This window comes from Streptomyces sp. NPDC037301 (assembly GCF_055602785.1).
Map to the genome: position 1 here is coordinate 129,458 of NZ_JBVJWD010000002.1, position 24,682 is coordinate 154,139.

The 24,682-nt window shown below is 70.1% G+C and carries 24 protein-coding genes and 1 pseudogene; 18 read left to right on the top strand and 7 right to left on the bottom strand.

The features are described 5' to 3' along the window. The first annotated feature begins 78 nt into the window (after positions 1-78). The gene (locus tag ACZ7IB_RS03880) at positions 79-1,080 is read left to right on the top strand and encodes a hypothetical protein (RefSeq protein WP_470908926.1); all 1,002 of its coding nucleotides are present in this window, start codon (positions 79-81) and stop codon (positions 1,078-1,080) included. Positions 1,081-1,121: 41 nt separating this feature from the next. Here the strand turns inward: ACZ7IB_RS03880 and ACZ7IB_RS03885 are convergent, their stop codons facing one another. Beyond that, the gene (locus ACZ7IB_RS03885) at positions 1,122-3,254 is read right to left on the bottom strand and encodes a S9 family peptidase (RefSeq protein ID WP_470908928.1); all 2,133 of its coding nucleotides are present in this window, start codon (positions 3,252-3,254) and stop codon (positions 1,122-1,124) included. A gap of 166 nt (positions 3,255-3,420) precedes the next feature. On the opposite strand from ACZ7IB_RS03885, the gene ACZ7IB_RS03890 reads away from it, so the two are divergent. The 10 genes and pseudogenes from ACZ7IB_RS03890 to ACZ7IB_RS03935 form a co-directional block, all read left to right on the top strand. Beyond that, positions 3,421-3,615: a hypothetical protein gene (locus tag ACZ7IB_RS03890; protein WP_093896879.1), complete on the top strand. Its 195-nt coding sequence runs from the start codon at positions 3,421-3,423 to the stop codon at positions 3,613-3,615. Positions 3,616-3,686: 71 nt separating this feature from the next. Further along, positions 3,687-4,586, top strand: coding sequence for an N-acetyl-1-D-myo-inositol-2-amino-2-deoxy-alpha-D-glucopyranoside deacetylase (mshB, locus tag ACZ7IB_RS03895; RefSeq protein ID WP_470908931.1), 900 nt, complete (start codon positions 3,687-3,689; stop codon positions 4,584-4,586). Further along, positions 4,583-5,026 carry a DUF6113 family protein gene (locus tag ACZ7IB_RS03900; protein ID WP_470908933.1) on the top strand — a complete coding sequence of 148 codons (444 nt, stop codon included), beginning with the start codon at positions 4,583-4,585 and terminating at the stop codon, positions 5,024-5,026. Before mshB ends, ACZ7IB_RS03900 begins: the two co-directional genes overlap by 4 nt. A gap of 175 nt (positions 5,027-5,201) precedes the next feature. Then, positions 5,202-7,292, top strand: a complete 2,091-nt coding sequence (locus ACZ7IB_RS03905) for a peptidoglycan binding domain-containing protein (protein ID WP_470908935.1) — start codon at positions 5,202-5,204, stop codon at positions 7,290-7,292. A gap of 219 nt (positions 7,293-7,511) precedes the next feature. Beyond that, a complete protein-coding gene (locus tag ACZ7IB_RS03910) occupies positions 7,512-8,447 on the top strand; it encodes an ABC transporter ATP-binding protein (RefSeq protein WP_470908937.1) in 936 nt (311 codons plus the stop codon). Next, complete coding sequence (locus ACZ7IB_RS03915; RefSeq protein WP_470908939.1) at positions 8,444-9,184, top strand: ABC transporter permease; 741 nt, start codon at positions 8,444-8,446, stop codon at positions 9,182-9,184. Before ACZ7IB_RS03910 ends, ACZ7IB_RS03915 begins: the two co-directional genes overlap by 4 nt. Next, positions 9,181-10,359 carry a sensor histidine kinase gene (locus ACZ7IB_RS03920; RefSeq protein ID WP_470908941.1) on the top strand — a complete coding sequence of 393 codons (1,179 nt, stop codon included), beginning with the start codon at positions 9,181-9,183 and terminating at the stop codon, positions 10,357-10,359. The genes ACZ7IB_RS03915 and ACZ7IB_RS03920 overlap by 4 nt, the downstream gene beginning before the upstream one ends. After that, on the top strand, positions 10,356-10,967 hold the full coding sequence (locus tag ACZ7IB_RS03925) for a response regulator (protein WP_470908943.1): 612 nt from the start codon (positions 10,356-10,358) through the stop codon (positions 10,965-10,967). The genes ACZ7IB_RS03920 and ACZ7IB_RS03925 overlap by 4 nt, the downstream gene beginning before the upstream one ends. 396 nt (positions 10,968-11,363) lie before the next feature. Beyond that, the gene (locus ACZ7IB_RS03930; protein ID WP_470908945.1) at positions 11,364-11,807 is read left to right on the top strand and encodes a hypothetical protein; all 444 of its coding nucleotides are present in this window, start codon (positions 11,364-11,366) and stop codon (positions 11,805-11,807) included. A gap of 76 nt (positions 11,808-11,883) precedes the next feature. Beyond that, positions 11,884-11,997: pseudogene (locus ACZ7IB_RS03935) on the top strand (DNA-binding response regulator); the annotation flags it as partial. A gap of 14 nt (positions 11,998-12,011) precedes the next feature. Here ACZ7IB_RS03935 and ACZ7IB_RS03940 read toward each other — a convergent pair. Together ACZ7IB_RS03940 and ACZ7IB_RS03945 are read right to left on the bottom strand one after the other, a co-directional pair. Next, positions 12,012-12,926, bottom strand: a complete 915-nt coding sequence (locus ACZ7IB_RS03940) for a hypothetical protein (protein ID WP_470908947.1) — start codon at positions 12,924-12,926, stop codon at positions 12,012-12,014. Positions 12,927-13,057: 131 nt separating this feature from the next. Beyond that, on the bottom strand, positions 13,058-13,282 hold the full coding sequence (locus ACZ7IB_RS03945; protein WP_470908949.1) for a hypothetical protein: 225 nt from the start codon (positions 13,280-13,282) through the stop codon (positions 13,058-13,060). A 111-nt stretch (positions 13,283-13,393) separates the two neighbouring features. On the opposite strand from ACZ7IB_RS03945, the gene ACZ7IB_RS03950 reads away from it, so the two are divergent. Both ACZ7IB_RS03950 and ACZ7IB_RS03955 read left to right on the top strand, forming a co-directional pair. Next, complete coding sequence (locus ACZ7IB_RS03950; RefSeq protein WP_470908951.1) at positions 13,394-14,218, top strand: helix-turn-helix domain-containing protein; 825 nt, start codon at positions 13,394-13,396, stop codon at positions 14,216-14,218. Further along, positions 14,205-14,501, top strand: a complete 297-nt coding sequence (locus ACZ7IB_RS03955; protein ID WP_470908953.1) for a DUF397 domain-containing protein — start codon at positions 14,205-14,207, stop codon at positions 14,499-14,501. The genes ACZ7IB_RS03950 and ACZ7IB_RS03955 overlap by 14 nt, the downstream gene beginning before the upstream one ends. Positions 14,502-14,605: 104 nt before the next feature. On the opposite strand, the gene ACZ7IB_RS03960 is transcribed toward ACZ7IB_RS03955, so the two are convergent. Both ACZ7IB_RS03960 and ACZ7IB_RS03965 read right to left on the bottom strand, forming a co-directional pair. Further along, the gene (locus tag ACZ7IB_RS03960) at positions 14,606-15,325 is read right to left on the bottom strand and encodes a class F sortase (protein WP_470908955.1); all 720 of its coding nucleotides are present in this window, start codon (positions 15,323-15,325) and stop codon (positions 14,606-14,608) included. Positions 15,326-15,476: 151 nt separating this feature from the next. After that, on the bottom strand, positions 15,477-16,199 hold the full coding sequence (locus tag ACZ7IB_RS03965; RefSeq protein ID WP_470908957.1) for a hypothetical protein: 723 nt from the start codon (positions 16,197-16,199) through the stop codon (positions 15,477-15,479). A gap of 675 nt (positions 16,200-16,874) precedes the next feature. On the opposite strand from ACZ7IB_RS03965, the gene ACZ7IB_RS03970 reads away from it, so the two are divergent. The 3 genes from ACZ7IB_RS03970 (at position 16,875) to ACZ7IB_RS03980 (ending at position 20,996) form a co-directional block, all read left to right on the top strand. After that, positions 16,875-18,890 carry a GTP-binding protein gene (locus ACZ7IB_RS03970; RefSeq protein WP_470908959.1) on the top strand — a complete coding sequence of 672 codons (2,016 nt, stop codon included), beginning with the start codon at positions 16,875-16,877 and terminating at the stop codon, positions 18,888-18,890. Between the two features lie 315 nt (positions 18,891-19,205). Further along, positions 19,206-20,363: an ice-binding family protein gene (locus ACZ7IB_RS03975; protein WP_470908961.1), complete on the top strand. Its 1,158-nt coding sequence runs from the start codon at positions 19,206-19,208 to the stop codon at positions 20,361-20,363. Between the two features lie 207 nt (positions 20,364-20,570). Next, positions 20,571-20,996 (top strand): ATP-binding domain-containing protein, encoded by a 426-nt coding sequence (locus ACZ7IB_RS03980; protein WP_470908963.1) that lies wholly within the window; start codon positions 20,571-20,573, stop codon positions 20,994-20,996. Between the two features lie 66 nt (positions 20,997-21,062). Here ACZ7IB_RS03980 and ACZ7IB_RS03985 read toward each other — a convergent pair whose 3' ends face one another. After that, positions 21,063-21,920, bottom strand: coding sequence for a transglutaminase family protein (locus ACZ7IB_RS03985; protein WP_470908965.1), 858 nt, complete (start codon positions 21,918-21,920; stop codon positions 21,063-21,065). Positions 21,921-21,938: 18 nt separating this feature from the next. Further along, the gene (locus ACZ7IB_RS03990) at positions 21,939-22,940 is read right to left on the bottom strand and encodes a GNAT family N-acetyltransferase (RefSeq protein WP_470908967.1); all 1,002 of its coding nucleotides are present in this window, start codon (positions 22,938-22,940) and stop codon (positions 21,939-21,941) included. Between the two features lie 117 nt (positions 22,941-23,057). Here ACZ7IB_RS03990 and fdxA point away from each other — a divergent pair, with 117 nt between their 5' ends. Both fdxA and dapC read left to right on the top strand, forming a co-directional pair. After that, positions 23,058-23,378, top strand: a complete 321-nt coding sequence (fdxA, locus tag ACZ7IB_RS03995; RefSeq protein WP_018956287.1) for a ferredoxin — start codon at positions 23,058-23,060, stop codon at positions 23,376-23,378. A gap of 123 nt (positions 23,379-23,501) precedes the next feature. Further along, a complete protein-coding gene (gene dapC, locus ACZ7IB_RS04000; RefSeq protein WP_470908970.1) occupies positions 23,502-24,599 on the top strand; it encodes a succinyldiaminopimelate transaminase in 1,098 nt (365 codons plus the stop codon). Positions 24,600-24,682: the final 83 nt, after the last annotated feature.

Sequence of the window (24,682 nt, forward strand, 5' to 3'; positions counted from 1 at the left end):
CCCCGGCCGGTTGCCCGTTCGCGCACCGCCTGGACAACTCCCTTGTCCGGCGGGCGGCGACGGTGGAGTATCGCTCGCGTGATACTCACACGGGGGGCCAGGATCACCGGCGCCGTTCTCTGCGCCCTGCTCGCGGTGATCGTCGCCGGCTGGCTCGTACGGGACTTCAGGGCGGTCGAGGAGCCCACGGATCTGGTGCGGTACTGGGCCGGTTACTACGACGTGCGGCTCTCCGCGGTGCTCACCACCTCGGCCAACGACGTGGCGCTGCTCGTGGTGTATCTCGTCGCCGCCTTCGCGGCCCTGCGGTCCTCGGTGGCCGCCACCGCCCTGGTCGCCACCGGAGTGGTGACGCTCGCCATGCGGCTGCCCGGACTCTGGAACATCGGTGGGTCCGCGATGAGCGCCCGCTTCGCCGACGACCTCCGTACCCGCGCTCTGATCTGTGCCTTCGCGGCCCTCGCGGCGGGCATCGCGCTCATCATCACCGCGGGGGCCGGCCGCAGACCGCCGCGTGACTTCTCCGAACGCACACCGACCCGGCCGGGCCAGGGCGCGGGCGTGACCGCCTTTCTGCTGCTGGGTACCTCGGGGGCGGTAGTGATCGCCTGGGAGATCCGTCAGGTGGTGCGGTTCCCCGACATCTTCCCGCAGTGGTACGTGGGCGGGGACCGGCTCCTTCAGGGGCTGATCGACCCGCCGCCCGGCTGGGGCGACGTGGTCATCGCGCTGCTGTGTCTGTTCACGGCGGTGAGCGCGCTCTTCCGTGCCGTGCACGCACGGCCGTTCGGCCTGATCGCCGTCGGGCTGCTGCTGACCGACGGGGTGACGGGAGTGTCCCGCGCCGTGCACTACAAGATGCTCGACCACTTCGGCGATCTGCCGACCGAGGACCAGCTCACGGTGGTGACCTGGTTCTTCGAGGTGATCGTCGCCGTGGTGGTGCTCATCGTGCTGGCCCGGCGGGGCTCCGCCGACGCCCCCGACCGGCCCCACCAGGGCTATGGGCAGGGGTACGGCTATCCGCCGCCCGGAGTCTTCGGCCCACCGCCCCCGTCCCAGCCACCGCCCGGCTGGTGACGGGCGCGGCCGGAAGCGATCACCGGGCGCCGCCGGTCAGGTCACCCCCGCAGCCCCAACGACCGCTTCAGGAAGTCCACCTGGAGCAGCAGCAGATTTTCCGCCACCTGCTCCTGCGGCGTCATGTGCGTCACCCCGCTGAGCGGCAGCACCTCGTGCGGGCGCCCCGCCGAGAGCAGCGCCGACGACAGCCTGAGCGAGTGCGCGACCACCACATTGTCGTCCGCCAGACCATGGATGATCATCATCGGCCGGACCTGGTCCGCGGCCTCGGAGAGCCCCTCGTCCGTCAGCACCGAGTTGTGCGCGTACACCTCCGGCTGCTTCGCCGGGTCGCCGAGATAGCGCTCGGTGTAGTGGGTGTCGTACAGCCGCTGGTCGGTCACCGGCGCGCCCACCACCGCCGCGTGGAAGACATCCGGCCGCCGCAGCACGGCCAGGGCCGCCAGGTAGCCGCCGAACGACCAGCCCCGGATCGCCACCTTGCCGAGGTCCAGTGGGAACCGCCCGGCGAGCGCGTGCAGCGCCTCGATCTGGTCGTCCACGGTGAGGACGAGGTTGTTCTTGACAGCCTTCTCCCAGCCCGGTGAACGCCCCGGTGCGCCCCGGCCGTCCGCGACGACCACCGCGAAGCCCTGATCGGCGAACCACTGCGACGTCAGATGAGGATTGTGGGCGGCGAGCACCCGTCGGCCGTGCGGGCCGCCGTACGGATCCATGAGTACCGGAAGCGGGCCGTCCGACTCTTTGTACCCCTCGGGGAGCAGCACGGCGCACGGAATCCGCCGTGCGCCCCCCTCGGTGAGGTGCACCCGCGCCGACAGAACCGGCTCTTCCGCATGGCTTGCGACGGTGGCGATCCGCTTGCCGTCCCGGAGCACGTCGGCACGGGCCCCCGGCCGCTCCAGCGAGTGGGAGACCAGCACCGTCACATCGCCCGCGCGGACGGCCGAATGTACCCCCGCCCCTTCGGAGACCCGCTCGACACCCAGCTCATTGACCCGGTACACATGGCTCTCGCCGATCTCCGGCTCCGCGGCCTCCTCGCCCGCCGACGCCGAGACCAGGACATCCGACTCACCGATGTCCAGGACCGCCTGGAGCTGCAACTGCGCCCCGGTCAGCAGCCGGTCGCCGACCGCGAGCACCCGCGCCCCGCCCTCGTCCGCGATCCGCACGAGCCGCCCGTCCGGCGCCCAGGCGGGCACACCGGGGAAGATTTCCAGCCAGACCGGGTCCTCGTCGACATGTACCGTCCGCGTCGTGCCCGTCTCCGTGTCCACCGCGAGGTAGAGCTGGCTCTGCTGGTCCCGGGCCTGCACGAGCAGCAGCGGAGCCCCGGCCGACGACCAGTGCACCTGTGCCAGATACGGGTGGCGAGCCCGGTCCCAGACCACTTCGGTACGGGTGCCGTCCAGGCCCACCACGAAGAGCCGCACCTCGGCGTTGGGCGTCCCCGCCGCCGGGTAGGCGACCTCGGCCGGCCTGCGGTCCGGGTGTGCGGGATCCGCGATCCACCACCGCTGTACGGGGCTGTCGTCGACCCTGGCGACCAGCAGCCGGTCCGACTCCGGTGACCACCAGAAGCCCCGCGAGCGCTGCATCTCCTCGGCCGCGATGAACTCCGCGAGGCCGTAGGAGATGTTCGCGCCCTCCGGCTCCGCGAGCGCCCGGTCCCCGTCGCCCTCGGCGCCCACGACGCGCAGCGCGCCCTTCGACACATACGCGATGCGGCGCCCGTCCGGTGACGGCCTCGGGTCGATCACCGGGCCCGGCACCGGCAGCGCACGCGCCGTACCCGCCCGCAACTCCGCGACGTACACCTTCCCGGAGAGCGCGAAAGCGGCCAACTCGGCCGCCGCGTCGACCGCGTAGCCGACGATCCCCGCTGAACCCTCACGGCTGCGCTCGCGCCGGGCCCGCTCCTGGGCCGACAGCCGCTCCGCCGAACCGCCGAGCAGCGTCCCGGGGTCGGCGACGACGCGCTCCTTCGGCGTACCGCCCTCCGGCAGATCCAGCACCCACAGCCGGCCCGTCCGGTCCGTGCCGGAGCCCGACCGCAGGAAGATCACCCGCTCCCCGTCGGGTGAAACGGTGAACGCGCGGGGAGCGCCGAGGGTGAATCGCATCGTCCTGGCGTGCTGACGCGGAAATGAGATCTTCTGCGAAGTCATGGGCTCGAACCTAGTCCCCGACCGCCCGGTCGTGCGCCCCTCGTGCTGCTGTGCCCCGATCAATGCGGTGCCACGGATAGTTATGATCCGTAGCGCTTGGTGGGTATGAACCTGCTGGCTCCATGTGTGCTGCCCGTCCCGACCGTACTGATGGAGGTGAACCGCCGTGGCACTCTCGATTTCGGCGGTGGTGCTGCTGGCGATCGTCGTCTTCCTGCTGATCCGGAAATCCGGACTGAAGGGCGGACATGCGGTGGTCTGCGCGCTGCTCGGTTTCTATCTCGCCAGCTCGTCCATTGCGCCCAGCATCTCGAACCTGACCACGAATGTGGCCGGGATGATCGGAAGCCTCAAGTTCTGAGACCCGGCTCGTCGGCGGCTCGTGCGCGGGCGCGGTCGGCCAGGGTCTGCCCGGCTCGTAGGCTGGTCCCCATGACGGACCATCCCGCCCGGCGTCTGCTCCTGGTGCACGCGCACCCCGACGACGAGTCGATCAACAACGGCGCCACCATGGCCAGGTATGCGGCCGAGGGTGCCCAGGTCACCCTGGTGACCTGCACGCTCGGTGAGGAGGGCGAGATCATCCCGCCCGCGCTCGCCCATCTCGCGGCAGACCGGGACGACACCCTGGGCCCCTACCGCCAGGGCGAACTCGCCGCGGCGATGAAGGAGCTCGGGGTCACCGACCACCGGCTCCTCGGCGGCCCAGGACGCTTCCGCGACTCCGGAATGATGGGCGCCGAGCAGAATCACCGCCCCGGCGCCTTCTGGGCCGCGGACGTGGACGACGCAGCCCAGTACCTCGTGGACGTGATCCGCTCGGTGCGCCCGCAGGTCCTCGTCACCTACGACCCCGACGGCGGCTACGGGCACCCCGACCACATCCAGGCGCACCGCGTCGCGATGCGCGCGGCGGAGCTCGCCGCCGATCCCGCGTACCGCACCGGAGCGGGCGCGGTGCACACCGTCGCCAAGATCTACTGGAACCGAGTGCCGCGTTCGGTCGCCGAAGAAGGCTTCGCGCGCCTGCGGGACACGGTCCCGGACGCCTTCTTGGGGATCGCCGCCATCGACGACGTACCGGGTGTGGTCGACGACACGAGGATCACCGCGCAGATCGACGGCTCCGCCCATGCGGCGGCCAAACGCGCGGCGATGCGGGCCCATGTCACGCAGATCGCCGTGGACGGCCCCTTCTTCGCCCTCTCCAACGACCTTGGCCAGCCCGTCTTCACCACCGAGTACTACGAGTTGGTACTTGGCGCCTCCGGGGCCCCTCAAGGGGCGCGCGAAGACGACCTGTTCGCCGGTGTACCGGGGGCGGAACAATGAGCGGCAAGCAGCACACACCGCGCGCCGGCGCACCCTCCCGGGACGTTCGGGCCACCGGTCTCGCCGCGCCCCTCAACCCCGGGCGGATCGCCGCCCATGCGGGCCTCGCCGTTCTCGGCGCGCTCGTCGGGATCGCCGGGGCGCTCGTCCAAGCCGCCTGGTTCCCCGGCGGGTTGCTGCTCGCGCTGGCCGCCTGCGCCGGGCTGTTCTACGGCGGGCGCTGCGTCTTCGGCACCCAGCTCGGCGCCCTGGCACCTGCGGCGGGCTGGCTGATTTCGATCGTTCTTCTGCTCGGCGGACGACCGGAGGGCGACTATGTCTTCGGCGATGAACTGGGCCTCACCCTTTTCATGCTGGGCGGGATGGCGATCACTGTGATCTGTGCCACGATGTCGCGGTCGCCTCAACCGGGCGCCGGCAGCGGCCGACCTGGCAAGTAATGTGCCACGTCCGATCCCGTAATGCCCCTTGTCCGTCCGGTGGTCACACAGCCGTTTCCCCCGGTCGCGGGGTGTCTGTCGGCGGCGGCCAGTATGGTGGTTCGCGCGCCGAGCCGTCCCCTGGCCTGCGGCATGGGGGAAGTACGGGCGGCGGAGCCAATCGGGAGAACCTGCTTTGAGTCGTGAAACTGACAGTTCGTCCTCCGGGCCCCAGGGGCGCGGGGGAGCCGCGTACCCCTCGGGGACGCCGCCGTACGGATCCCGCCAGTATCCGTCGCTGCACCCTTCGCAGGACGCCCCGGAGGGGGCACCGGAGCCTGCGGACCCGCCTCAGTCCGAGGAGCCGAGGACCGAGACGACGCTGACGACGCGCATCCGGATCAACATTCCGGGCTCGCGTCCCATCCCGCCGGTTGTCATGCGTACACCCATGAGCGACGCCGACACGGCCGAAGGCGAGCGCACGGCCAGCATTCCGCGCCCCGGCTCGCCCGCGCCGGGCGGCGCGTCGGGTGCGTCCGACGCCGACCCGGGCGCCGAGGCGAGAGCCGGTTCTTCCGCGCCCGCGGAACCGGCTGCCGACAAGCCGGCCAGGGAGAAGAGCGGCAGCGACTGGTTCGCCCCGCGCAAGGCCCCCATGAACACCTCGGTCGTCGGCGGCAGCGGCAGCGCGGTCGTCGGCGCCGACGGCCCCACGGGCGAGGCGCCCACCCCGCCCCGCGCCGACCTGCCGTATTTCTCGGACGGCCCGCAGCGCACGGGCGATCAGGACGCACCCCGCTCCCGTCGCAGTGCCCTCGACGAGTTCGGCCACGGCGGCCCCGCAGCCGGCCCGCGCCCCACGCCGAACCTCGGGGTGCGTACGCCGGGCCCCTCCGGACCCACCACGGGCCCGGTCACCGGCACCTCGTCCCTCACCCCGAACCTCGACGGAGCGGGCGGCCCGGGCCCCGGCGGTCCGCGAGGCTCCGGTGGTCCCGCGGGCCCGCAGGGTCCCGGCGCACCCGCCGGCGTGCCCCCGCGGATGTCCGACGACACGGCGGTGCTGACGCCCCAGTTCGCGGCCCCGGCCTCCGCCGGGCCCGGCGGCAACGTCTCCGGTGACACGCTCACCAGCGGCATCCCCGTCGTTCCGCCGGAGCGCCGCTCGCCGTCCGCGTTCCCGAGCGCGGGCGGCCCCGGTGGCGGGCGTGCCGATCTGACGCCCCGTATCCCGGACGACGCGATGGGCACCGGACCGGCAGGACCCGGCGGTCCCGCCGCCCAGGCGCCCGCCCCCGCCGCACGCCCCGCCCCGGCGCCCGCGCCCGCGAAGAAGAAGGGCCGCTCCAAGCTGGTCCTCCTCTGTGCCGGCGTCGTCGGTCTGCTCGGTGTCGCGTACGGCGCCGGACTGCTGATGAACCACTCCGACGTCCCGAAGGGCACCACCGTCCTCGGCGTCGACATCGGCGGCGGCACGAAGGAGGAGGGCGTCGCGAAGCTGGACGCCGCCCTCGGCAAGCGCGCCGAGGCCCCCCTCCAGCTCTCCGTGGACGGCAAGAAGGCCGAGCTCGCACCGGACAAGGCCGGGCTCGGCCTGGACAGCCAGGAGACCGTGCGCTCCGCCGCGGGCAGCGACTACAACCCGGTCTCCGTCATCGGTTCCCTCTTCGGCGGCAAGCGCGCCGTCGACCCGGTGATCCCGGTCGACGAGGAGAAGCTCGGTGTCGCTCTGACGGACCTGGCCGGTGTCTCCGGCTCGGCCAACGACGGCACGATCAGGTTCGAGCCGGGCAAGGCCGTCGCCGTACCCGGCAAGTCGGGCAAGGCGCTGGACGTCAACCAGTCGATGATCTCGGTGCGCGACGCGTACCGGGCCCAGGTGCAGACGGGCAAGCCGGCCACCGTCGAACTGCCGGTCACCACCCGGGAGCCCACCATCAGCCAGGCCGAACTGGACCGGGCGATGAAGGACTTCGCGAAGCCCGCGATGTCCGGCCTGGTCACCATCAAGGCCGGGCCCAAGAAGATCCAGTTCGGCCCGGCGAAGTCGCTGCCGCAGATCCTCACGATGGTGCCGGTCAAGGGCCGACTGGTCGAGCACTACGACAAGAAGGCCATCGACACCCTCTGTGACGGCGTCTTCGACGGCATCATGATCACCAAGGGTGACGGCAAGAAGCACCAGCTCAGTGCGGACGATGTGGCGCAGGCCATGCAGACCGCGCTGCTCGGCAGGACCACCGCCGATCGGACCGCCACGATCAGCCTGAACGGCAACGGATAACCGCCCCACCGCGGCGAACCGCACCGCACAACCGCCCCCGTCCGGACCCCCGGCCGGGGGCGGCGTCGTGTTCCGCGGACGTCCGGCACTGCAGCGGCGTCGTGTTCCGCGGACGTCCGGCACGACAGCGGCGTCATGCGCGCGGCATGACATCTGTCATCCCGTTTCCACGACCCGCGGCCCTGCCGGACGTACCCCCTTCTCCGCCAGGCTGGACGCATGACAACGACAGCCACCGAGGCCACCGGGGCCAAGACCGCCGTGGTCCGCTTCGACCGGGTCAGCAAGGCGTACGGAGCGGTACGCGCCGTCGACGGACTCACCCTCGACCTGCACCCCGGCGAGACCGTGGCGCTCCTCGGTCCCAACGGCGCCGGAAAGTCCTCCACCCTGGACCTGCTGCTCGGCCTGCGCACCGCCGACTCCGGTTCCGTCCAGGTGTTCGACACGACCCCGCAGGGCGCCATCGCCGCGGGCCGCGTCGGCGCGATGCTGCAGAGCGGCGGTCTGATGGAGGACGTCACGGTCGAGGAACTGGTCCGCCTCGCCTGCGATCTGCACCCCAGGCCCTACCCGGTGGGTGAGGTGCTGTCCCGGGCCGGCATAGCGCAGATCGCCGGCCGCATGGTCAACAAGCTCTCCGGCGGCCAGGAGCAGCGCGTACGGTTCGCGCTCGCCACCGCCGGGGCCAACGACCTGATCGTCCTCGACGAGCCGACCACCGGCATGGACGTCACCGCCCGCCAGGCCTTCTGGGCCACGATGCGGGAGCAGGCCGAGCAGGGCCGTACCGTCCTGTTCGCCACCCACTACCTCGAAGAGGCCGACGCGATCGCCGACCGCGTCCTCGTCCTCCACAAGGGACGGCTGCTCGCAGACGGCAGCGCCGCCGAGATCAAGGCGAAGGCCGGAGCCCGCCGGATCTCCTTCGAGCTGGAGGGCCCGGTCGACGAAGCGGCCCTGCGCGCCCTGCCGTTCCTCTCCGCGCTCGACATCTCCGGCAGCCGGGTCCGCATCCAGTCGCACAACGCCGACGCGACCGTCCACGCCGTCTACGCACTCGGCCTCTACCCGCGCGAGCTCGAAGTCGCGGGACTCGGCCTGGAGCAGGCCTTCGTCGCCATCACCGAGGCCGAGGAGGCCAGGACCGCATGAACACTCTGATCAGGCTCGAAGTGACCCGCACCCTGCGGAACAAGAAGTTCATGTTCTTCTCGGTCATCTACCCGTCGGTGATCTATCTGCTGATCTCCGGCACCCGGAACACCACCGACAAGGTCCCGCACAGCGATCTCACCCTCCAGGCCTTCTTCATGGTCTCGATGGCCTCCTTCGGCGCGCTGACCGCCGTCCTCATGGGCAACAGCGAACGCATCGCCAAGGAGCGCGAGAACGGCTGGGTCCGCCAGCTCCGGCTCACCGCACTGCCCAGCCGCGGTTACGTCCTGGCGAAGATCGCCGGCGCGGCGATGGTCACCCTGCCCTGCATCGTGGTCGTGTTCCTGGTCGCCGCCGGCGTCAAGCACGTACGGCTGGACACCTGGCAGTGGTTCGCGCTGGCCGGGGTCATCTGGGCCGGTTCACTGGTCTTCGCCGCGCTCGGGGTCGCCATCGGCTACATCGCCAGCGGTGACGCGGTCCGCCCGATCACGATGATCATCTACTTCGGGCTCTCCATCCTCGGCGGTCTCTGGATGCCCAGCGCGACCTTCCCGCAGTGGCTGCAGAACATTTCCGAGTGGCTCCCCACCCACGCGTACGCTTCTCTCGGTCAGGCGATCGAGATGGGCGGTTCGCCGCACGCCAAGGACGTCGCCATCCTCTGCGCCTACTTCCTGATCTTCGCGGGCGGCGCGGCCTGGCTCTACCGGAAGGACACCCTGAAGGCGTGAACGACGAGGAGACGTCCGCAGGCATCGGGTTCGCCGCGACGGGCCGCCGACAGGTGTGGATCAAGCTGTTCTGGATCGGCATCTGGCTCGCCTTCATGAGCGCCCCGGTCAAGGATCTGGCCGACGGCGACCACACCCCGTGGGCGACCGCGCTGGGCACACTCGGTCTGCTGGTCTTCGTCGGGGCCTATCTGGTCCTGGTCTTCCGCCACACGTCGAAGGCCCCGGACCGGCGCGCCGTCCACACGACGATCGCCTTCCTCGGCGCCCTCGCCCTCGTCCTCTCCCTGACGCTCGGCGCCGCGTGGCTGGTCCTCTTCGTGTACGTGGCGGTCTCCGTCGGCGCCACCATGCCGCTGAGGACCGCCCGTTGGCTGATCCCCGTGGTCGTCGCCGCACTGGTCGGCGCCGGGCTGACCGGCGACCACCCCCGCGAGATCATCACCGCGCTGGTCTTCCCGGCGCTGCTCGGCGGGTTCGCGATGACCGGGGTACGGCAGCTGATCCGTACGACGATCCAGCTGCGCGAGGCCCGCGCGACCGTCGCCCAGCTCGCCGCCAACGAGGAGCGGCTCAGGCTCGCCCGCGATCTGCACGACCTGCTCGGCCACTCGCTCTCGCTCATCACGCTCAAGAGCGAACTGGCCGGGCGGATGCTCCCCGACCACCCGGAGCAGGCGGCCGCCCAGGTTGCGGACATCGAACAGGTCAGCCGCCAGGCCCTGGTCGACGTACGCAGCGCCGTCACCGGCTACCGCAGGCCGACCCTCCCCGGCGAACTGGCCGGAGCCCGTACCGCACTCGCCGCCGCGGGCATCACCGCCGACGTCCCGGCCGAGGCCCCCGAGCACCTCCCCGAGAAGCCGGAGGAGGTGCTCGCCTGGGCGCTGCGCGAAGCCGTCACCAATGTCGTACGCCACAGCAGCGCCCGGCACTGCACCGTCACCCTCACCCCGCGCCAGACCCTCGACGGCAGGGTCCTCGAACTCACCGTCGCGGACGACGGCGTCGGAGCCGGGGGTACGAAACCGGGCAACGGCCTCACCGGCATCACCGAACGCCTCGCTACGGTCGACGGCACGCTGACCACCCGGGCCGGTAACTCCGGTTCCGGTAAAGGCTTCACCCTGACCCTGAGTGTTCCGCTCGGTTCCGGCCTAGGATCCACGGAATGAGCATGATCAGACTCCTCCTCGCCGAGGACCAGTCCATGGTGCGCGAGGCCCTCGCGGCACTCCTCGGCCTGGAACCCGATATCGAGGTGGTGGCCCAGGTCGCCCGCGGCGACGAGGTGCTGGCCGCGGCCCACGAGCACCGCATCGATGTGGCGCTCCTGGACATCGAGATGCCGGGCATGACCGGTATCGACGCGGCGGCGGCCCTGCGGCGCGAACTCCCGGCCGTGAAGGTCGTCGTCGTCACCACCTTCGGCCGCCCCGGCTATCTGCGCCGGGCCATGGAGTCGGGCGCCGACGCCTTCCTGGTGAAGGACGCCCCCGCCTCCCAACTGGCCTCGGCGGTACGGAAGGTGCTGGCGGGGGAGCGGGTCATCGATCCCACGCTCGCGGCGGCCGCACTCGCCGACGGGGCGAGCCCGCTCACCGACCGCGAACGCGATGTGCTGCGCACGGCGGCGGACGGCTCCACCAACGCGGAGATCGCGGCCGCGCTCCACCTCTCGCAGGGGACCGTCCGCAACTACCTCTCCATGGCGATCCAGAAGATGGCGGCCCGCAACCGGGCCGAGGCGGTCCGCATCGCCCGCGAGAAGGGCTGGCTGTAGAGCCGTAGCAGCAGGCCGGGGCCCGGCCGCCGTTGTCGCCACGACCGGACCGCGCTCCGTTCCCCCGGCTACGGGAAGGACACCACCTGCGACGGAACGGTGCTCGTCCCGGATGTAGGAGCACTCTTGCGACGGGCTGCCAGGTCAAGGCGCCCACGAGAGGGCTGTGCACCAGGACCAGGACGGGTTTTGGTCAGCGGTTCGACGCCGATGCGGCGGCGGGCATTTGTCCATCAGTCGTCCTGCCCGGCCGGCACCGCGCCGACCGGGCGGGGATCTTCAGTCAACTACCGGGCTGCGGCGCCTTTCCGGCGTGTCCGGGTACCGGAGCCGACTGCATCCGATGCGAATACGCGACCCGAGTTAAGATCACTTGCTCATTCGCTAGGGGGAAGTATGCGCAAGATCATCATTGGAACGGCTCTGGTTCTGGCCACGGGTCTGCTGACGGGATGCGGCAGCGACGACGGCCCGGCGACCGCCGGCAAGTCCGCGAACGCGAACGCGAGCGGGAAGCCGCAGCCGGACGCAGGCAGTGGCGAGGTCAAGCACGAGGTCACCCTCGAGGTTCTTGGTACGGGCACGTCGCAGGTCTACTACAACCTCGACACCAACAAGATGGAGAACGTGACGCTGCCCTGGAAGAAGACGTCGACCATCACCTTGACGACCGACGCCGAGAAGAGGACCGGTCTTTCGGTGTCCGTCGTCCCCGGCTCCGTGCCCGGCCCCGACGGCATGCTCCACGCGGCGGCCTGCGTCATCACCGTCGATGGGAAGAAGGTCGCGGACAACCAGGGCGGCAAATCCGACAAGATGTGTCAGTACAAGGTGAAGTGAAGCCCCCGGGCTTGACGCCACCGGTCGGCCGGTGCGGACCAGGTCGAACACGACGTGACGCCACGAGAAGCCCCGGGCATCGCTTCGCCGTACGCTCCACCTCTCGCAGGGGACGGTCCGCAACCACCTCACCATGGCGGCCCGCAATCGGGCGGAGGCGGCCCGGATCGCCCGCGAGAAGGGCCGGCTCCAGGGCCTGTCCGTTCAGCGGCGTGGGCGGGCGAGCCGGCCGGGCATCCCTGCGCGCACGGCTGCCGCACCGCGCAGGGTGGCCGCAGCCGCCGATTCCCGCTGCGGTGCCGCACTCTGGCACGAACCGCACAGCTCCTCGTCTCCCACGGGAGTAAAGAGCAGCGGCTGTACGTGGGGTCCGGCGCACTCCCGCATCAGGGACAGGCGGGACGGCGGGGCGGGCGGTGTCGGCGGGGTGGGCGGCGTCACGGGCCTCGGCTCGCGGAGCACGTACCGCAGGAGGCCGCCGGGCCGGTGGATGGCCTGCCCCTGCCCGGGCAGACTGCGTCGGACGTCCGCGCGTACGTCATCGGCGGTGTGCCCGAGAGTCAGCCACTCGGAGGCGAGGGCGACGAGCTGCGGAACCATGCCGCGCGGCACGGTCAGCCGGGCGTCCAGCGCGGTCAGGCTGTCCACCAACTCCCTTGCCCCGCGCTCCGCTTCCGGCTCGGGGGCCGAGTGCGGGGGAAGGTTGGAGGTGTTCCCTTCGGGGGTCTTTTCGGGATGACGACCGGTGACCCGGCCCCTCGGCCGACCGGCGGCCGGACAGGCGACCGTCGGACGCCCGTCGCGCGCGGCGAGGGCCTCCTCGGCGGTCAGCGGTACGGACGACACGAGCTGCACGGTGGTCCAGAGGCCGCGCAGCCCTTGCTGCCGCCACTCGTGTACGTAGCCCTCCTCCTTGAGCTGCGCCTTGGCGCGGTTGAAGGCGCCCTTCTTGATTCCGGCGCGGGCGGCGGTACGGGAGAGGGACTCGTCGGCGTCCTGGGGAAGGGAGAGCTGCCAGGTGAGGATGCGGACCGCGTCGGACGACAGCCGGGGATGTCGGAGGATCTCGTTGGGCACCTGGGAAAAGAAACGAACGGGGGCGATAACATGCCGAAGCATCGCTGGTGCTCCTTGGGTTGAGTGGGCACTGACGGTGAAGGCCCTTGTCGCCGGGTGCAACCAGCGATGAGGGCCGTTTTATTGGTCACCGTACAACAACGCGCGTGCACGCAGGGTCACTTCACGCAGGCTCACCACTCGCCGCCGTAGCGCTCCTGCTTCCGCTTGAGCCAGGCCTGGATGACATGGGTCTCCTCGGGCGAGGCGTCGCGCAGGTCGCCCGCGCTGATGGTCGCCACGAAGTGCACGAACCGCACACGCCGATGGTCCCCGTCGACCTCGATGACCTTGCCGGGGCCGTAGACGTCGGTGCCGGTGTGGGCGACGTAGGTGTCCTGCCCGAAGGGCGTTGCCATTGCACTGCCTCTCACTCTGTGTGTAATTCACGTCACAGAGTGGGGTACTTGCGGATACGCTCGCCAGAGGTTTCAGAGTGACGACGCGCTTCGCACATAGGGGAATTGCCGGTGGCCATCGAGGACAATCCCGAATCCCGGGTCTCGTACGGCGAGGAGCTGCGCAGCCGTCGGGAGGCGGCCGGGCTCACGCAGGAGCAGTTGAGCCAGCGTGCAATTCTCTCGCGCACACACGTGGCGCACATGGAGGCGGGGCGGCGGAGACCGTCGCCGGAGGACGCCCAGAGGCTGGACCAGGTGCTGGGGACGGGCGGGTTCTTCGTGCGGTTTCTGCCTACGCTCGACGGGCGGAAAGTCGCGGAACACTTCGAGGCTGCGGCAGAGTTTGAGCAACAGGCGTCGGTTATCAGGGAGTACGGGGCGTCACTGATCCCGGGCATCCTGCAGACCGAGGGGTATGCGCGGGCGGTCTTTCAGACGCGCTTTCCTCCCATGACTGAGGAGGAATGTGACGAGGCGCTCGTCACGCGCCTCGGACGGTCTCGAATCCTCGACGATCCCAAGTCGCCAGTTGTGTGGACGCTACTGGACGAAGCAGCGCTGCGACGTCCGGTCGGCGGGCCGTTGGTGATGGCACAACAGTTGCAGCACGTCCTGGCGTTGGGCGACAGTCGCCGCATCCGCGTCCATGTGCTTCCGTTTGGTGTGGGCGCTCATACCCTGATGGAAGGCATGGTCTCTCTCATGTGGTTCGAGGATCTGCCGCCCATCGTCTATGCCGAGGGCTGGAAGACGGGCAAGGTCTGGGACACCGCGACAGTGGTACAGCAGTGCCTCGCGGCTTACGATCTTGTCCTGGGAGATGCGCTGTCGCACCAGAAGTCGTTAGCCCTCATCAGGTCAGTCGCGGAGGAATACGAGCATGAAGTGCAGTGAGCACATCGTTCTGGACGCCTCGTCCCTGCCCATGTGGCGCAAGTCCAGCTACAGCGGCGCGAATGAGGGCAGTTGCCTGGAGGTCAGCGAGGCGTACGCGAGCTGGCGCAAGTCCTCGTACAGCGGTGGCGCCAGCGGCGACTGCCTCGAAGTGGACGACGCCTGCACCGCCTGCGTCCCCGTCCGTGACAGCAAGAACCCGCACGGCCCGGCCGTCGTCTTCGCGGCCTCGGCCTGGACGTCGTTCGTCACGGCGGTCAAGGGTGACGGTCTGCGGCGCTGAGTAAGAAGCGGGCACGGGGCGGTGCGGACTCGGGGTCCGCGCCGCCCCGTACGGTTTTCGGTCCGGCGGGTGGTCGTATCCCGGCGTCGACCGCCGACCGGCCGTCAGCCATTCTTGGAGGATTCGAGGTGGGCGAAGGCCACCACGTTGTCCTCGTAGTGCTTGGCCTTCCTGTTGTACGGGCCGCCGCAGGTGATCAGGCGCAGCTGCGCGGACGGGGTGTCCGAGTAGACGCGCTTGTCCGGGAACTTCGCCTTGCTGAACGTCTCGACGGAGTCGACCTTGAATGTGGCGACCGAGCCGTCGGCGCGGGTGATGTCGACCGTGGAACCCGGCTTGAGGAACTGGAGCTGTAGGAACACGGCCGGACCGGTCGTCGTGTCGACATGGCCCGCCACGATCGCGGCACCACGCTCGCCAGGGGTGACACCGCCCTTGAACCAGCCCACCAGGTTGCTGTCGTTCGGGGGCGGCGGGTTCAGCCGACCGTCGGCGCCGATGGACAGGCCGGTGAACGGTGCCTTGACGGCGAGGGACGGAATCTGCAGCCGCTTCGGGACGGAACGCGACATCGCCGGGCCGACGGCGGGCGCCGACGGGGTGACGGGTCGGGGCGCGGCATGGGAGCCGAGGACCTCGGGTACGGCGGGCGCGACGGCGGCGGGTGGGGTCGGCGGCTTGTCGTCGATCGAGGTGTCGATGGAGTTGTAGATCATGAGCATGCCGACCCCGGCTGCCACGGCGGGCCACATCAAGGCGCGGCCCAGTGTGGTTCCGGGGGCAGTCCGGGTTGGGGGGAAGCCGGGAGACTGCGAGGCGGCCATGGGAGCGTGCCTTTCGGTTGTGCGGTGTTGGAGAGGAGGGAGGGGGCGCGGGGGTGGGAGTACGGCGGTGTGCAAACGAAGCCGCCGCGGCCGCCGCCCCGAGGGACGACGGCCGCGACAGACGAAACGACCGGTCAGCCGTTGGGCCCGGTCAGGCGATCGCACCACCCGACGACTGGCGACGGCGCAGCTTGTACGCACCGAAGCCGATGCCACCGATCAGCAGCGCCGAGCCGGCGGCCAGGCTGCTGCTGGTCGTAGCCATCCCGCCGCCACCGGCGTTGACGCCGCCGCTGGGCTTGCTTTCGTTACGGCCGCCTTCGTCGCCGCCGCGGCCGCCCTTGTCGCCGCCACGGCCGCCTTCGTCGCCGCCACGACCACCCTCGTCGTCGCCGCCGCGACCACCCTCGTCGCCGCCACGGCCACCCTCGTCGTCGCCGCCGCGACCGCCTTCGTCGTCGGTGATGACCCGGGCCATGAAGCCGCCGCCGGCCTGAACGCCACCGCTGGGCTTGCCCTTGTCGCCGCCACGGCCGCCTTCGTCGCCGCCACGGCCGCCTTCGTCGCCGCCGCGACCACCCTCGTCGTCGCCGCCGCGACCACCCTCGTCGTCGCCGCCGCGGCCGCCTTCGTCGCCGCCGCGACCACCCTCGTCGCCGCCGCGGCCGCCTTCGTCGCCGCCGCGACCACCCTCGTCGCCGCCGCGACCACCTTCGTCGGAGTCGGACTTTTTGTTCTCGTCGCTGCGCGAGGACGAGGATCCCTTGTGGTGTCCCGAATCCGCGACCGTGGCCATGGCGTAGGCGGAGGGACCGGTAATGGCAAGGACCGCTGTGACAGCGGCCGAAGCGAACAGTGTGCGGGCAGAGCGCATCTGAACACATTCCTTCCGCCGCAACTGCGAAGAGTGACAGGGGGCCGACTCAGTGTGGCGCAGTGGCGACATGATCTACCGTCAGTCCGAATGTCACTTCGCGCCAGCGCAAAATGCCGCATCGGGGCCATGTCGTGGGCCCTTCGGGTGGTGAAAAGCCAATAATCACCCGTTGGACTGCACGCAGCGCCACGTGAGGTTTGGGCGACGACGGTCCACTCGTTTGCCGACACTCCGGTGCGGCGGTCCAATCGCCGCCAGGCTCGGCAATGATCCCCCGACGGTCTTGAACAGCCCGTTGGGGAGCTGGAGTTGAGAAGATCCGCTCCTCCTGTCCGGCGAGACATGCGCGCGCGGTGCCTGGCGGGACTCCGCCCGGAGCCATACTTTGAATTTGCGTAACGGCGTACGCGACCCGCCGATGCGCAGACGCCGATCTGCTTGTCCTCGGCTGCCGGGTATGAAAGCGCAGGAGGCGGGCCTGCGGGTTCCGGCAGGCATCCCCGGCTCAGAACACTCTCAGTGAATGCCCGGCTGGTAAATCGGTTGCCGTTCGGGGTGGCCGCCTGCTGTACTCCCCCTCCAGTACTCGATCGACCGAGGAGAAGATCATGCGCGGAACTCTCATGTTCATTCAGACGGAAATTGCCACCGATCTTGAAGACATGGAGTTTCGTGCACACGCTGAATCTGGGAATTCTGGCGCATGTCGACGCCGGTAAGACAAGCCTGACCGAGCGGCTGCTCCACACCGCCGGTGTCATCGACGAGATCGGCAGCGTCGACGACGGGAGCACCCGGACCGATTCCCTGGCACTGGAACGACAACGCGGCATCACGATCAAGTCCGCGGTCGTCTCGTTCGCCATCGACGACATCACGGTCAATCTGATCGATACACCCGGTCACCCGGATTTCATCGCCGAGGTGGAACGGGTGCTGAACGTGCTCGACGGTGCTGTACTGGTCATCTCCGCCGTGGAGGGCGTACAGGCGCAGACCCGTGTTCTGATGCGGACACTGCAACGCCTGCGCATTCCGACGCTCATTTTCGTGAACAAGGTCGATCGCGGCGGTGCGCAGGACGAGTCCCTTCTGCGGAGCATTTCCGAGAAACTGACCCCGGCTGTGCTCGCCATGGGATCGGTCGACGGGCCGGGCGGCCGGGACGCCCGCTGCACGCCGTACACCGGTGCCGATGCGGACTTCACGGACCGGCTGACCGAGCTTCTCGCCGGCCACGACGACGCGCTGCTGGCCGCGTACGTCGAGAACGCGGCGCCGCTCCCGTACAGCAGGCTGCGCGAAGCGCTGTCCACGCAGACAGGGCAGGCGCTGGTGCATCCGGTGTTCTTCGGCTCGGCGATCACCGGGGCGGGTGTGGACGCCCTGATCAGCGGGGTCAGGGAGCTGCTGCCCGCGGGCGAGGGCGATGCCGACGGGCCGGTCTCGGGCACCGTCTTCAAGGTGGAGCGGGGGCCGGGCGGCGAGAAGATCGCCTACGTCCGGATCTTCTCGGGCACGGTACGGACACGCGACCGGCTGCCGTTCGGCCGGGGCGACGGACGCGACGAGGGGAAAGTGACCGCGATCAGTGTCTTCGACCGAGGCTCGGACGTGCGCGAAGCAGCGGTCGGCGCAGGCCGGATCGCGAAGCTCCGGGGCCTCGGCGGCATTCGGGTCGGCGATACGGTCGGCGTATCGGACACGACCGCGCCGGGCCATTGGTTCGCCCCGCCGACACTGGAATCGGTCGTGGTGCCCTGCGCTCCGGCGAGCAGGGGTGAGCTGCATTTCGCGCTCGCACAACTGGCCGAGCAGGATCCATTGATCAATCTGCGGCAGGACGACATCCGGAAAGAAGTGTCCGTCTCGCTCTACGGCGAGGTGCAGAAAGAAGTCATCCAGGCGACGCTCGCCGATGAATTCGGAATCGATGTCACCTTCCGCAAGACCACGACCATTTGCCTGGAACGGCCGAACGGCAGCGGTGCGGCGTACGAGGTCGGCGACCAGGATCCGAATCCCTTTCTGGCGACCATCGGTCTTCGGATCGATCCCGCCCCGATCGGCAGCGGTATCGAGTACCGGCTGGAGGTGGAGCTCGGGTCGATGCCGTTCTCCCTGATGAGAGCGGTGGAGGAGACAGTCGGGGAGACCCTGCGGCAGGGAATCCACGGCTGGCAGGTCACCGATTGCGTCGTCACCATGACGCACTCCGGCTACTGGCCCCGGCAGAGCCATTCCCATGCCGTTTTCGACAAGAGCATGTCGAGCACCGCCGGGGACTTCCGCAATCTGACCCCTCTGGTCCTGATGAGTGCACTGAGGGAGGCCGGCACCACGGTGTACGAGCCGATGCACCGCTTCCGTCTGGAACTCCCCGCGGACCTGCTGGGTCCGCTCCTGCCGGTACTCGCACATCTGCGTGCCGTCCCCGGGACACCGGCCGTGCAAGGTGCGGCTTGCGTGCTGGAGGGAGAGATTCCGGCGGCGCGGGTCCATGAACTGCAGCAACAGCTCCCGGCCCTGACGCGCGGCGAAGGGGTCCTGGAATCCGACTTCGACCGCTACCGGGCGGTCGTCGGTACGCCCCCGGACCGGCCACGCACCGACCGCAATCCGCTCAACCGCAAGGAGTACCTGCTGCACACGGTGCGCAGGGTCGCCGGGCAGGGGGACCCGCGGTAGTCGGCTCGTCGAAGGGGCTGAGGCGGTCGGCCGGGGCGCTGGTCCGGAGGCGTTACGCGCGACCGCTGGTGGCGTGACGGTGCGACAGGTGATGGGCACCCACCCTCGCGCCTCCTGGCTTTATCGCCGTCTTATGTTCATATGGGTCCGCATTCGGTGAACCCTGCGTGATGATTCGTCACTGTGTGTTCGCTGCGTGTTCTGCGGTCTCCCGCTCCAGCGGACTCGGTGCTCAGGTGGGCGTTCGTCACCTGATGGGCAGCGGCTACGGGTCGGCAGACGCAATCCACCCCGAAACAGGAAGGACCACCTTCAATGGCTGTGGCTGCCACTCCGTCTGCCTTCTCGGAAGACGGGCGCAAGCGAGTCCGACGCAGGCGTATCTGGCGCAGGGCGTCCTTCGCCGTGCTGTCCGGTGCGACTCTGCTGAGCACGACCACGTACTTCACCACCGCCGCGTATGCAGCGGAGGCTCCGGTGGGACTGGGGACCGGCATCAGTTACGCCGTGCTGGCCGGCTCAACGGTCACCAACACGGTCACCCCCACCGTTCTCAACGGAGACCTCGGGCTCAGCCCGGGGAGTTCTGTGACGAACTTCCCGCCCGGTCTCATCTTCGGCGCTCGGAACGTAGCCAACGGTCCCGCTCTCACGGCGAAGAACGACCTGGGCATCGCCTACGACGACGCGGCGGGTCGGACTCCGACAGGGGACGTGACGGGCGTCGACCTCGGCGGACAAACGCTTACGACTGGCGTCTACAACTCCACAAGCTCAATGGCCCTCACTGGGACCGTCACCCTCGACGGAGGGGGGAACTCCGGCGCGGTCTTCATCTTCCAGGCGGCATCGACCTTGGTCACAAGCTCGGCGAGCAGCGTCAGACTTGTCAATGGGGCTCAGGCCTGCAACGTGTTCTGGCAGGTGGGCAGCTCCGCCACGCTCGGGACGTTCTCCAATTTCAAGGGCAGCATCCTGGCTTCGGAGTCCATCACGGTACAGAACGGCACGGAGATCCAGGGCCGGGCCCTGGCGCGTACTAGCGCTGTCACCCTGGACAACAACGCCATCACCGTGCCGTCCTGCGTCGGGGCGCCCGGGCCGACCGGGCCCACTGGTCCGACGGGCGGTGCCGGACCTACTGGTCCGACGGGTGGTACTGGTCCGACGGGCGGTGCCGGACCTACTGGTCCGACGGGCGGTGTCGGACCTACTGGTCCGGCAGGACCTACTGGTCCGACGGGCGGTGTCGGACCTACTGGTCCGGCAGGACCTACCGGTGGTGGTGGCAAGGGTGACCACGGTGGTGGTGGCAAGGGTGACCACGGTGGTGGCAAGGGTGACCACGGCAAGGGCAAGGACAAGGGCAAGGGCAAGGGCAAGGGCAAGGGCAAGGGCAAGGGCAAGGGCGGCAAGGACAAGGGCAAGGGCGACCACGGCAAGGGCAAGGGCAAGGGCGACCACGGTAGATAGGCTCGCGATCATCTGGCCGACACGAGGTCAAGGGCTGAACTGGCTGCCATGGCAGGTCGGCGCTTCCTCTTAATCTGGGTGGCTCGGCCATCGTCGTCATGAAGAGGCGCCGCTCGTGTTCCACCATCTGTAGGCAGGTACTTCCGCTGTTCAGCGATCGAATCGGTCAGCAGCCGCCTCTCGGTGTGTTGGTGGCCGATTCGGTCGTTGCGGGCTGCCGGGCAGTGCCCCCTGTCCACCACGGACCGGGACGGGCACATCATCGTGGACGAGGCGCAGGAGCCCGCCCGCACCCTCGCTGACCTGGCCGCGAAGGAGGCGGCGGCGCTGGACGAGGGCAGGCTCGCCGTGATCGTCCCCGACGCGCGGCGCGACGAACTGGGGGCCGCGGTGGCCCGGGTGGTGCCGGAGGCGGTGTACGGGGACGAGCCCGACCTGGAGAACCGGGTCGTGGTCCTCGGCGTGCGGCAGGCCACGGGGCTGGAGTTCGACGCGGTGCTGCTGGCGGACCCCGCGGTCGTCCTCGGCCGTTCGGCACGCGGCCTGAACGACCTGTATGTGGCACTGACACGGGCGACGCAACGGCTGGGCATCGTGCACGAGGGACCTGCGCCGAGGTACCGGCGGCGGTGACGGAACGGCGCTGAGACGGGGACACGGATCGGCGGCCGGTCCGCCTCTCCCCGAGCCCCCGCCCCGCTAGTTCAGCAACGCCCGCGCCGCCCGCGCCCGTCGCCGGATCGCCTCCGCCGCCTCGGGTTCGACCCCGGCGACCACATCCGCGTACTCCTCCATCTCCGCCGCCCCGCGCAGAAACTGCCCGCTCTGTACGAGCAGCTGCGCCCGCTCGTAGCGCAGCCTGGCCGGATGCGAGGGCAGCAGCAGCGACAGGTCCACCGCCCACAGCGCCACATCCGTCCGCTCCGGACGGGCCGCCGCCCACGCCCTGATGTTGTTCAGGATCCGCAGCACGATCTCCAGCGGCCGCGCGGGCACCAGCATCGACTCCTCGAGCGGCTCCCCGGTCGCCCCCGCCACCAGTAACTCCGCGTCCTGCCCGGTCATCGGCCGGCCGCCGTCGAACGGGTCGGCCAGCACCCGCTCCAAGGGATCGCCGAACCCGACGACGAAGTGACCGGGCAGCGCCACCCCGTACACCGGAGCGCCCGCCCGCCGCGCGACCTCGATCCACACCACGGACAGCAGGATCGGCAGCCCGCGACGCCGGCGCAGCACCTCGTGCAGCAGCGACGACTCCAGCCGCTGGTAGTCCGCCGACGAGCCCGCGAAGCCGCACCGTTCACCGAGAAATTCGGCAAGTGCCGAGGCCCAGGCCCGGCCGCCCCGCACCCCGTACGGAAGCCGGCCCGCCAGCTCGTCCAGTTCGATCTGCGCCGCGTCGATCCCGTTCGCGTCCAGCGCCGGGTCGGCCACCGCGCCCAGCAGCAGGCAGAGCAGCGCGAGGTCCGGCCGCTCGGCGCGCGCCTCCTCGGCGAACTGCCGGCGCAGCTCGTCCAGGCCGGGACGCTCGGGCTGCTCGGGGTGGTGAGGATTCATCGGGCTCGTCCGCCTCTGTCACGCCGACCGGAAGTGGTGATACCGGTGATGGACCGCGAACCCCATGCGCTCGTACAGCGCCCGCGCCCCCTCGTTGTCCGTCTCCACCTGGAGCCACGCCGCCGACGCGCCCTCGTCCAGGGCCTTGCGGGCGAGCGCGGCCATCACGGCGGTGGCGAGCCCCCGGCGCCGGTACTCGGGAGCGACCTCGACGGCCATGAAGCCGGCCCACCGCCCGTCCACCACGCACCGCCCGATCGCCGCGGGCGGTGCGCCCTCGATGTCACCGGGCACCGAGGCGAACCACACCGAGGGACCGCCGCGCAGCACCTTCAGGACGTGCGGCCCCGGGGTGTCGAAGCGCTGGTAGCGGGAGAGCCACGTCCCGTCGAGGTCCCGGCTCAGCCGCACCTGCGACACATCCGCGTCCAGATCACCGATCGGCGCCAGCGCGGCGACGCGTACCTCCGCCGTCACCTCGCGCCGCCATCCGCGCTGCTCCAGCTCCGCGCAGAGCTGTTCCTGGGTGCCCTCGGCGCCGGTCGCGGTCTGGATGTACGCGGGCAGCTCCCGCTCCCCGTACCACTGCCGTACGCGTCCGAGCGCCTCGTCGAGCGGTACACCCGGATCGCCGAGCGGCAGCACGGAGTTGGCGCGCCGGGTGAACCCCTGCGCGGCGCGCAGCTGCCAGTCGCCCAGCGGCTCGCTCTCCACCGGCTGCCAGGCGCGGGCACAGACGGGCGCGAGCTCGTCGAAGGAGGCCGCCGGGCCACGCCGCCGGGCCGGGGCGGCGGGCACGACCTTGCCCGCAACCAGCGTCGATTCCGCGATACGGACAAAGTCGCCGCTCTTCGTTGTGATCGACAGCACACCGCCATCCCAGGATGTGAGAACACCGACCGTGTCGGTGAACTTCGGTCCCTGCGAGCCGCGCTCGGCCGTGCGCCGGACTGATACCCGTTTGCCCACGTCAGCCGGTGTAATTCGGACTTCGAGTTGTCCGCCGATGGTGAATTCCATAGCTCTGTCCGCCCCTCCTGTTCGGTTCGCGCCCGGGAACGGAGATACTAGGGGTGGGCATCGACGACGCCGCGCTCCCGCGCGAGAGCCAACGCCCTACCGAGGAGGAACGACAGCGTGACCTACGTCATCGCGCAGCCTTGTGTCGACGTAAAGGACAAGGCCTGCATCGAAGAGTGCCCCGTCGACTGCATCTACGAGGGCCAGCGGTCCTTGTACATCCACCCGGACGAATGCGTCGACTGCGGAGCCTGTGAACCGGTGTGCCCGGTCGAGGCGATCTTCTACGAGGACGACACCCCGGAGGAGTGGAAGGACTACTACAAGGCGAACGTCGAGTTCTTCGACGACCTCGGGTCGCCCGGTGGTGCCTCCAAGCTGGGCCTGATCGAACGCGACCACGCGTTCATTGCTGCGCTGCCGCCGCAGAACCAGTAGTCAGCGGCCGGCACGTGCGTCGCCCCGGTCCCGTACGGCTCGTCACCGTGCGGGACCGAGGTGTTTCCACGCCCGAGCGCCCCGAGCAACCCTCGGAACCCCCGTACGAGAAAGCAGAGATCCGTGTCCGCAGTCTCCTCCCGTCTCCCGGTCTTTCCCTGGGACAAGCTCGCGCCCTACAAGTCGACGGCCGCCGCCCACCCGGACGGCATCGTGGACCTGTCCGTCGGCACGCCCGTCGACCCGGTGCCCGGGCTGATCCAGCGGGCGCTCGTCGCCGCGGCGGACAGCCCCGGCTATCCGACGGTGTGGGGGACCGCCGAGCTGCGTGATGCGATCACCGGCTGGGTGGAGCGGCGGCTCGGCGCGCTCGGGGTGGCGCACGAGAACGTCCTGCCGGTCGTCGGGTCCAAGGAACTGGTGGCCTGGCTGCCGACGCAGCTCGGTCTCGGCGCGGGCGACAAGGTGGCGTACCCGCGCCTCGCCTACCCGACGTACGAGGTGGGCGCCCGGCTCTGCGGCGCCGAGCCCGTCGTCTACGACGATCCGACGGAGCTGGACCCGGCCGGCCTGAAGCTGCTCTGGCTCAACTCGCCGTCCAACCCGACCGGTCACGTCCTGTCCAAGGACGAGCTGATCCGGATCGTCGCCTGGGCGCGCGAGCACGACGTACTGGTCTTCAGCGACGAGTGCTACCTGGAGCTGGGCTGGGAGGCCGAACCCGTCTCCGTACTGCATCCGGACGTCTGCGGCGGTACGTACGAGGGCATCGTCGCCGTCCACTCGCTCTCCAAGCGCTCCAACCTGGCCGGATACCGCGCGGCCTTCATCGCGGGCGACGCGGCCGTGCTCGGCGAGCTGCTGCTGATCCGCAAGCACAGCGGAATGATGACGCCGGCCCCCGTCCAGGCGGCGACCGTCGCGGCGCTCGGCGACGACGAGCACGTCGCCGAGCAGCGGACCCGGTACGCGGACCGGCGCGCGGCCCTGCGCACGGCGCTGGAGGCCCACGGCTTCCGGATCGAGCACAGCGAGGCGAGCCTCTACCTGTGGGCGACGCGCGACGAGCCGTGCTGGGAGACCGTGGCGTACCTGGCGGAGCTCGGCATTCTGGTGGCACCGGGCGACTTCTACGGAACGGCCGGTGACCGCTTCGTACGCGTCGCGTTCACGGCGACGGACGAGCGGGTGGCCGCCGCGGTCAAGCGGCTGGCCGGATAGCAGGCACATCACACGCGAGGGGCCTCGGGGGGGGGGACTCCCACGGTCCCCCGCGTGTGGTGTGCCGACGGATCGTGTCGGCC

Bases quoted from the DNA above. Each gene is read 5' to 3' on its own strand.
- ACZ7IB_RS03945 (WP_470908949.1), bottom strand. From the start codon at position 13,282: ATGGCAACGCCCTTCGGGCAGGACACCTACGTCGCCCACACCGGCACC.
- mshB (WP_470908931.1), top strand. From the start codon at position 3,687: ATGACGGACCATCCCGCCCGGCGTCTGCTCCTGGTGCACGCGCACCCC.
- ACZ7IB_RS03925 (WP_470908943.1), top strand. From the start codon at position 10,356: ATGAGCATGATCAGACTCCTCCTCGCCGAGGACCAGTCCATGGTGCGC.
- ACZ7IB_RS03900 (WP_470908933.1), top strand. From the start codon at position 4,583: ATGAGCGGCAAGCAGCACACACCGCGCGCCGGCGCACCCTCCCGGGAC.
- ACZ7IB_RS03910 (WP_470908937.1), top strand. From the start codon at position 7,512: ATGACAACGACAGCCACCGAGGCCACCGGGGCCAAGACCGCCGTGGTC.
- ACZ7IB_RS03960 (WP_470908955.1), bottom strand. From the start codon at position 15,325: ATGGCCGCCTCGCAGTCTCCCGGCTTCCCCCCAACCCGGACTGCCCCC.
- ACZ7IB_RS03985 (WP_470908965.1), bottom strand. From the start codon at position 21,920: ATGAATCCTCACCACCCCGAGCAGCCCGAGCGTCCCGGCCTGGACGAG.
- ACZ7IB_RS03990 (WP_470908967.1), bottom strand. From the start codon at position 22,940: ATGGAATTCACCATCGGCGGACAACTCGAAGTCCGAATTACACCGGCT.
- ACZ7IB_RS03965 (WP_470908957.1), bottom strand. From the start codon at position 16,199: ATGCGCTCTGCCCGCACACTGTTCGCTTCGGCCGCTGTCACAGCGGTC.
- ACZ7IB_RS03915 (WP_470908939.1), top strand. From the start codon at position 8,444: ATGAACACTCTGATCAGGCTCGAAGTGACCCGCACCCTGCGGAACAAG.
- ACZ7IB_RS03975 (WP_470908961.1), top strand. From the start codon at position 19,206: ATGGCTGTGGCTGCCACTCCGTCTGCCTTCTCGGAAGACGGGCGCAAG.
- ACZ7IB_RS03885 (WP_470908928.1), bottom strand. From the start codon at position 3,254: ATGACTTCGCAGAAGATCTCATTTCCGCGTCAGCACGCCAGGACGATG.
- ACZ7IB_RS03930 (WP_470908945.1), top strand. From the start codon at position 11,364: ATGCGCAAGATCATCATTGGAACGGCTCTGGTTCTGGCCACGGGTCTG.
- ACZ7IB_RS03955 (WP_470908953.1), top strand. From the start codon at position 14,205: ATGAAGTGCAGTGAGCACATCGTTCTGGACGCCTCGTCCCTGCCCATG.
- ACZ7IB_RS03940 (WP_470908947.1), bottom strand. From the start codon at position 12,926: ATGCTTCGGCATGTTATCGCCCCCGTTCGTTTCTTTTCCCAGGTGCCC.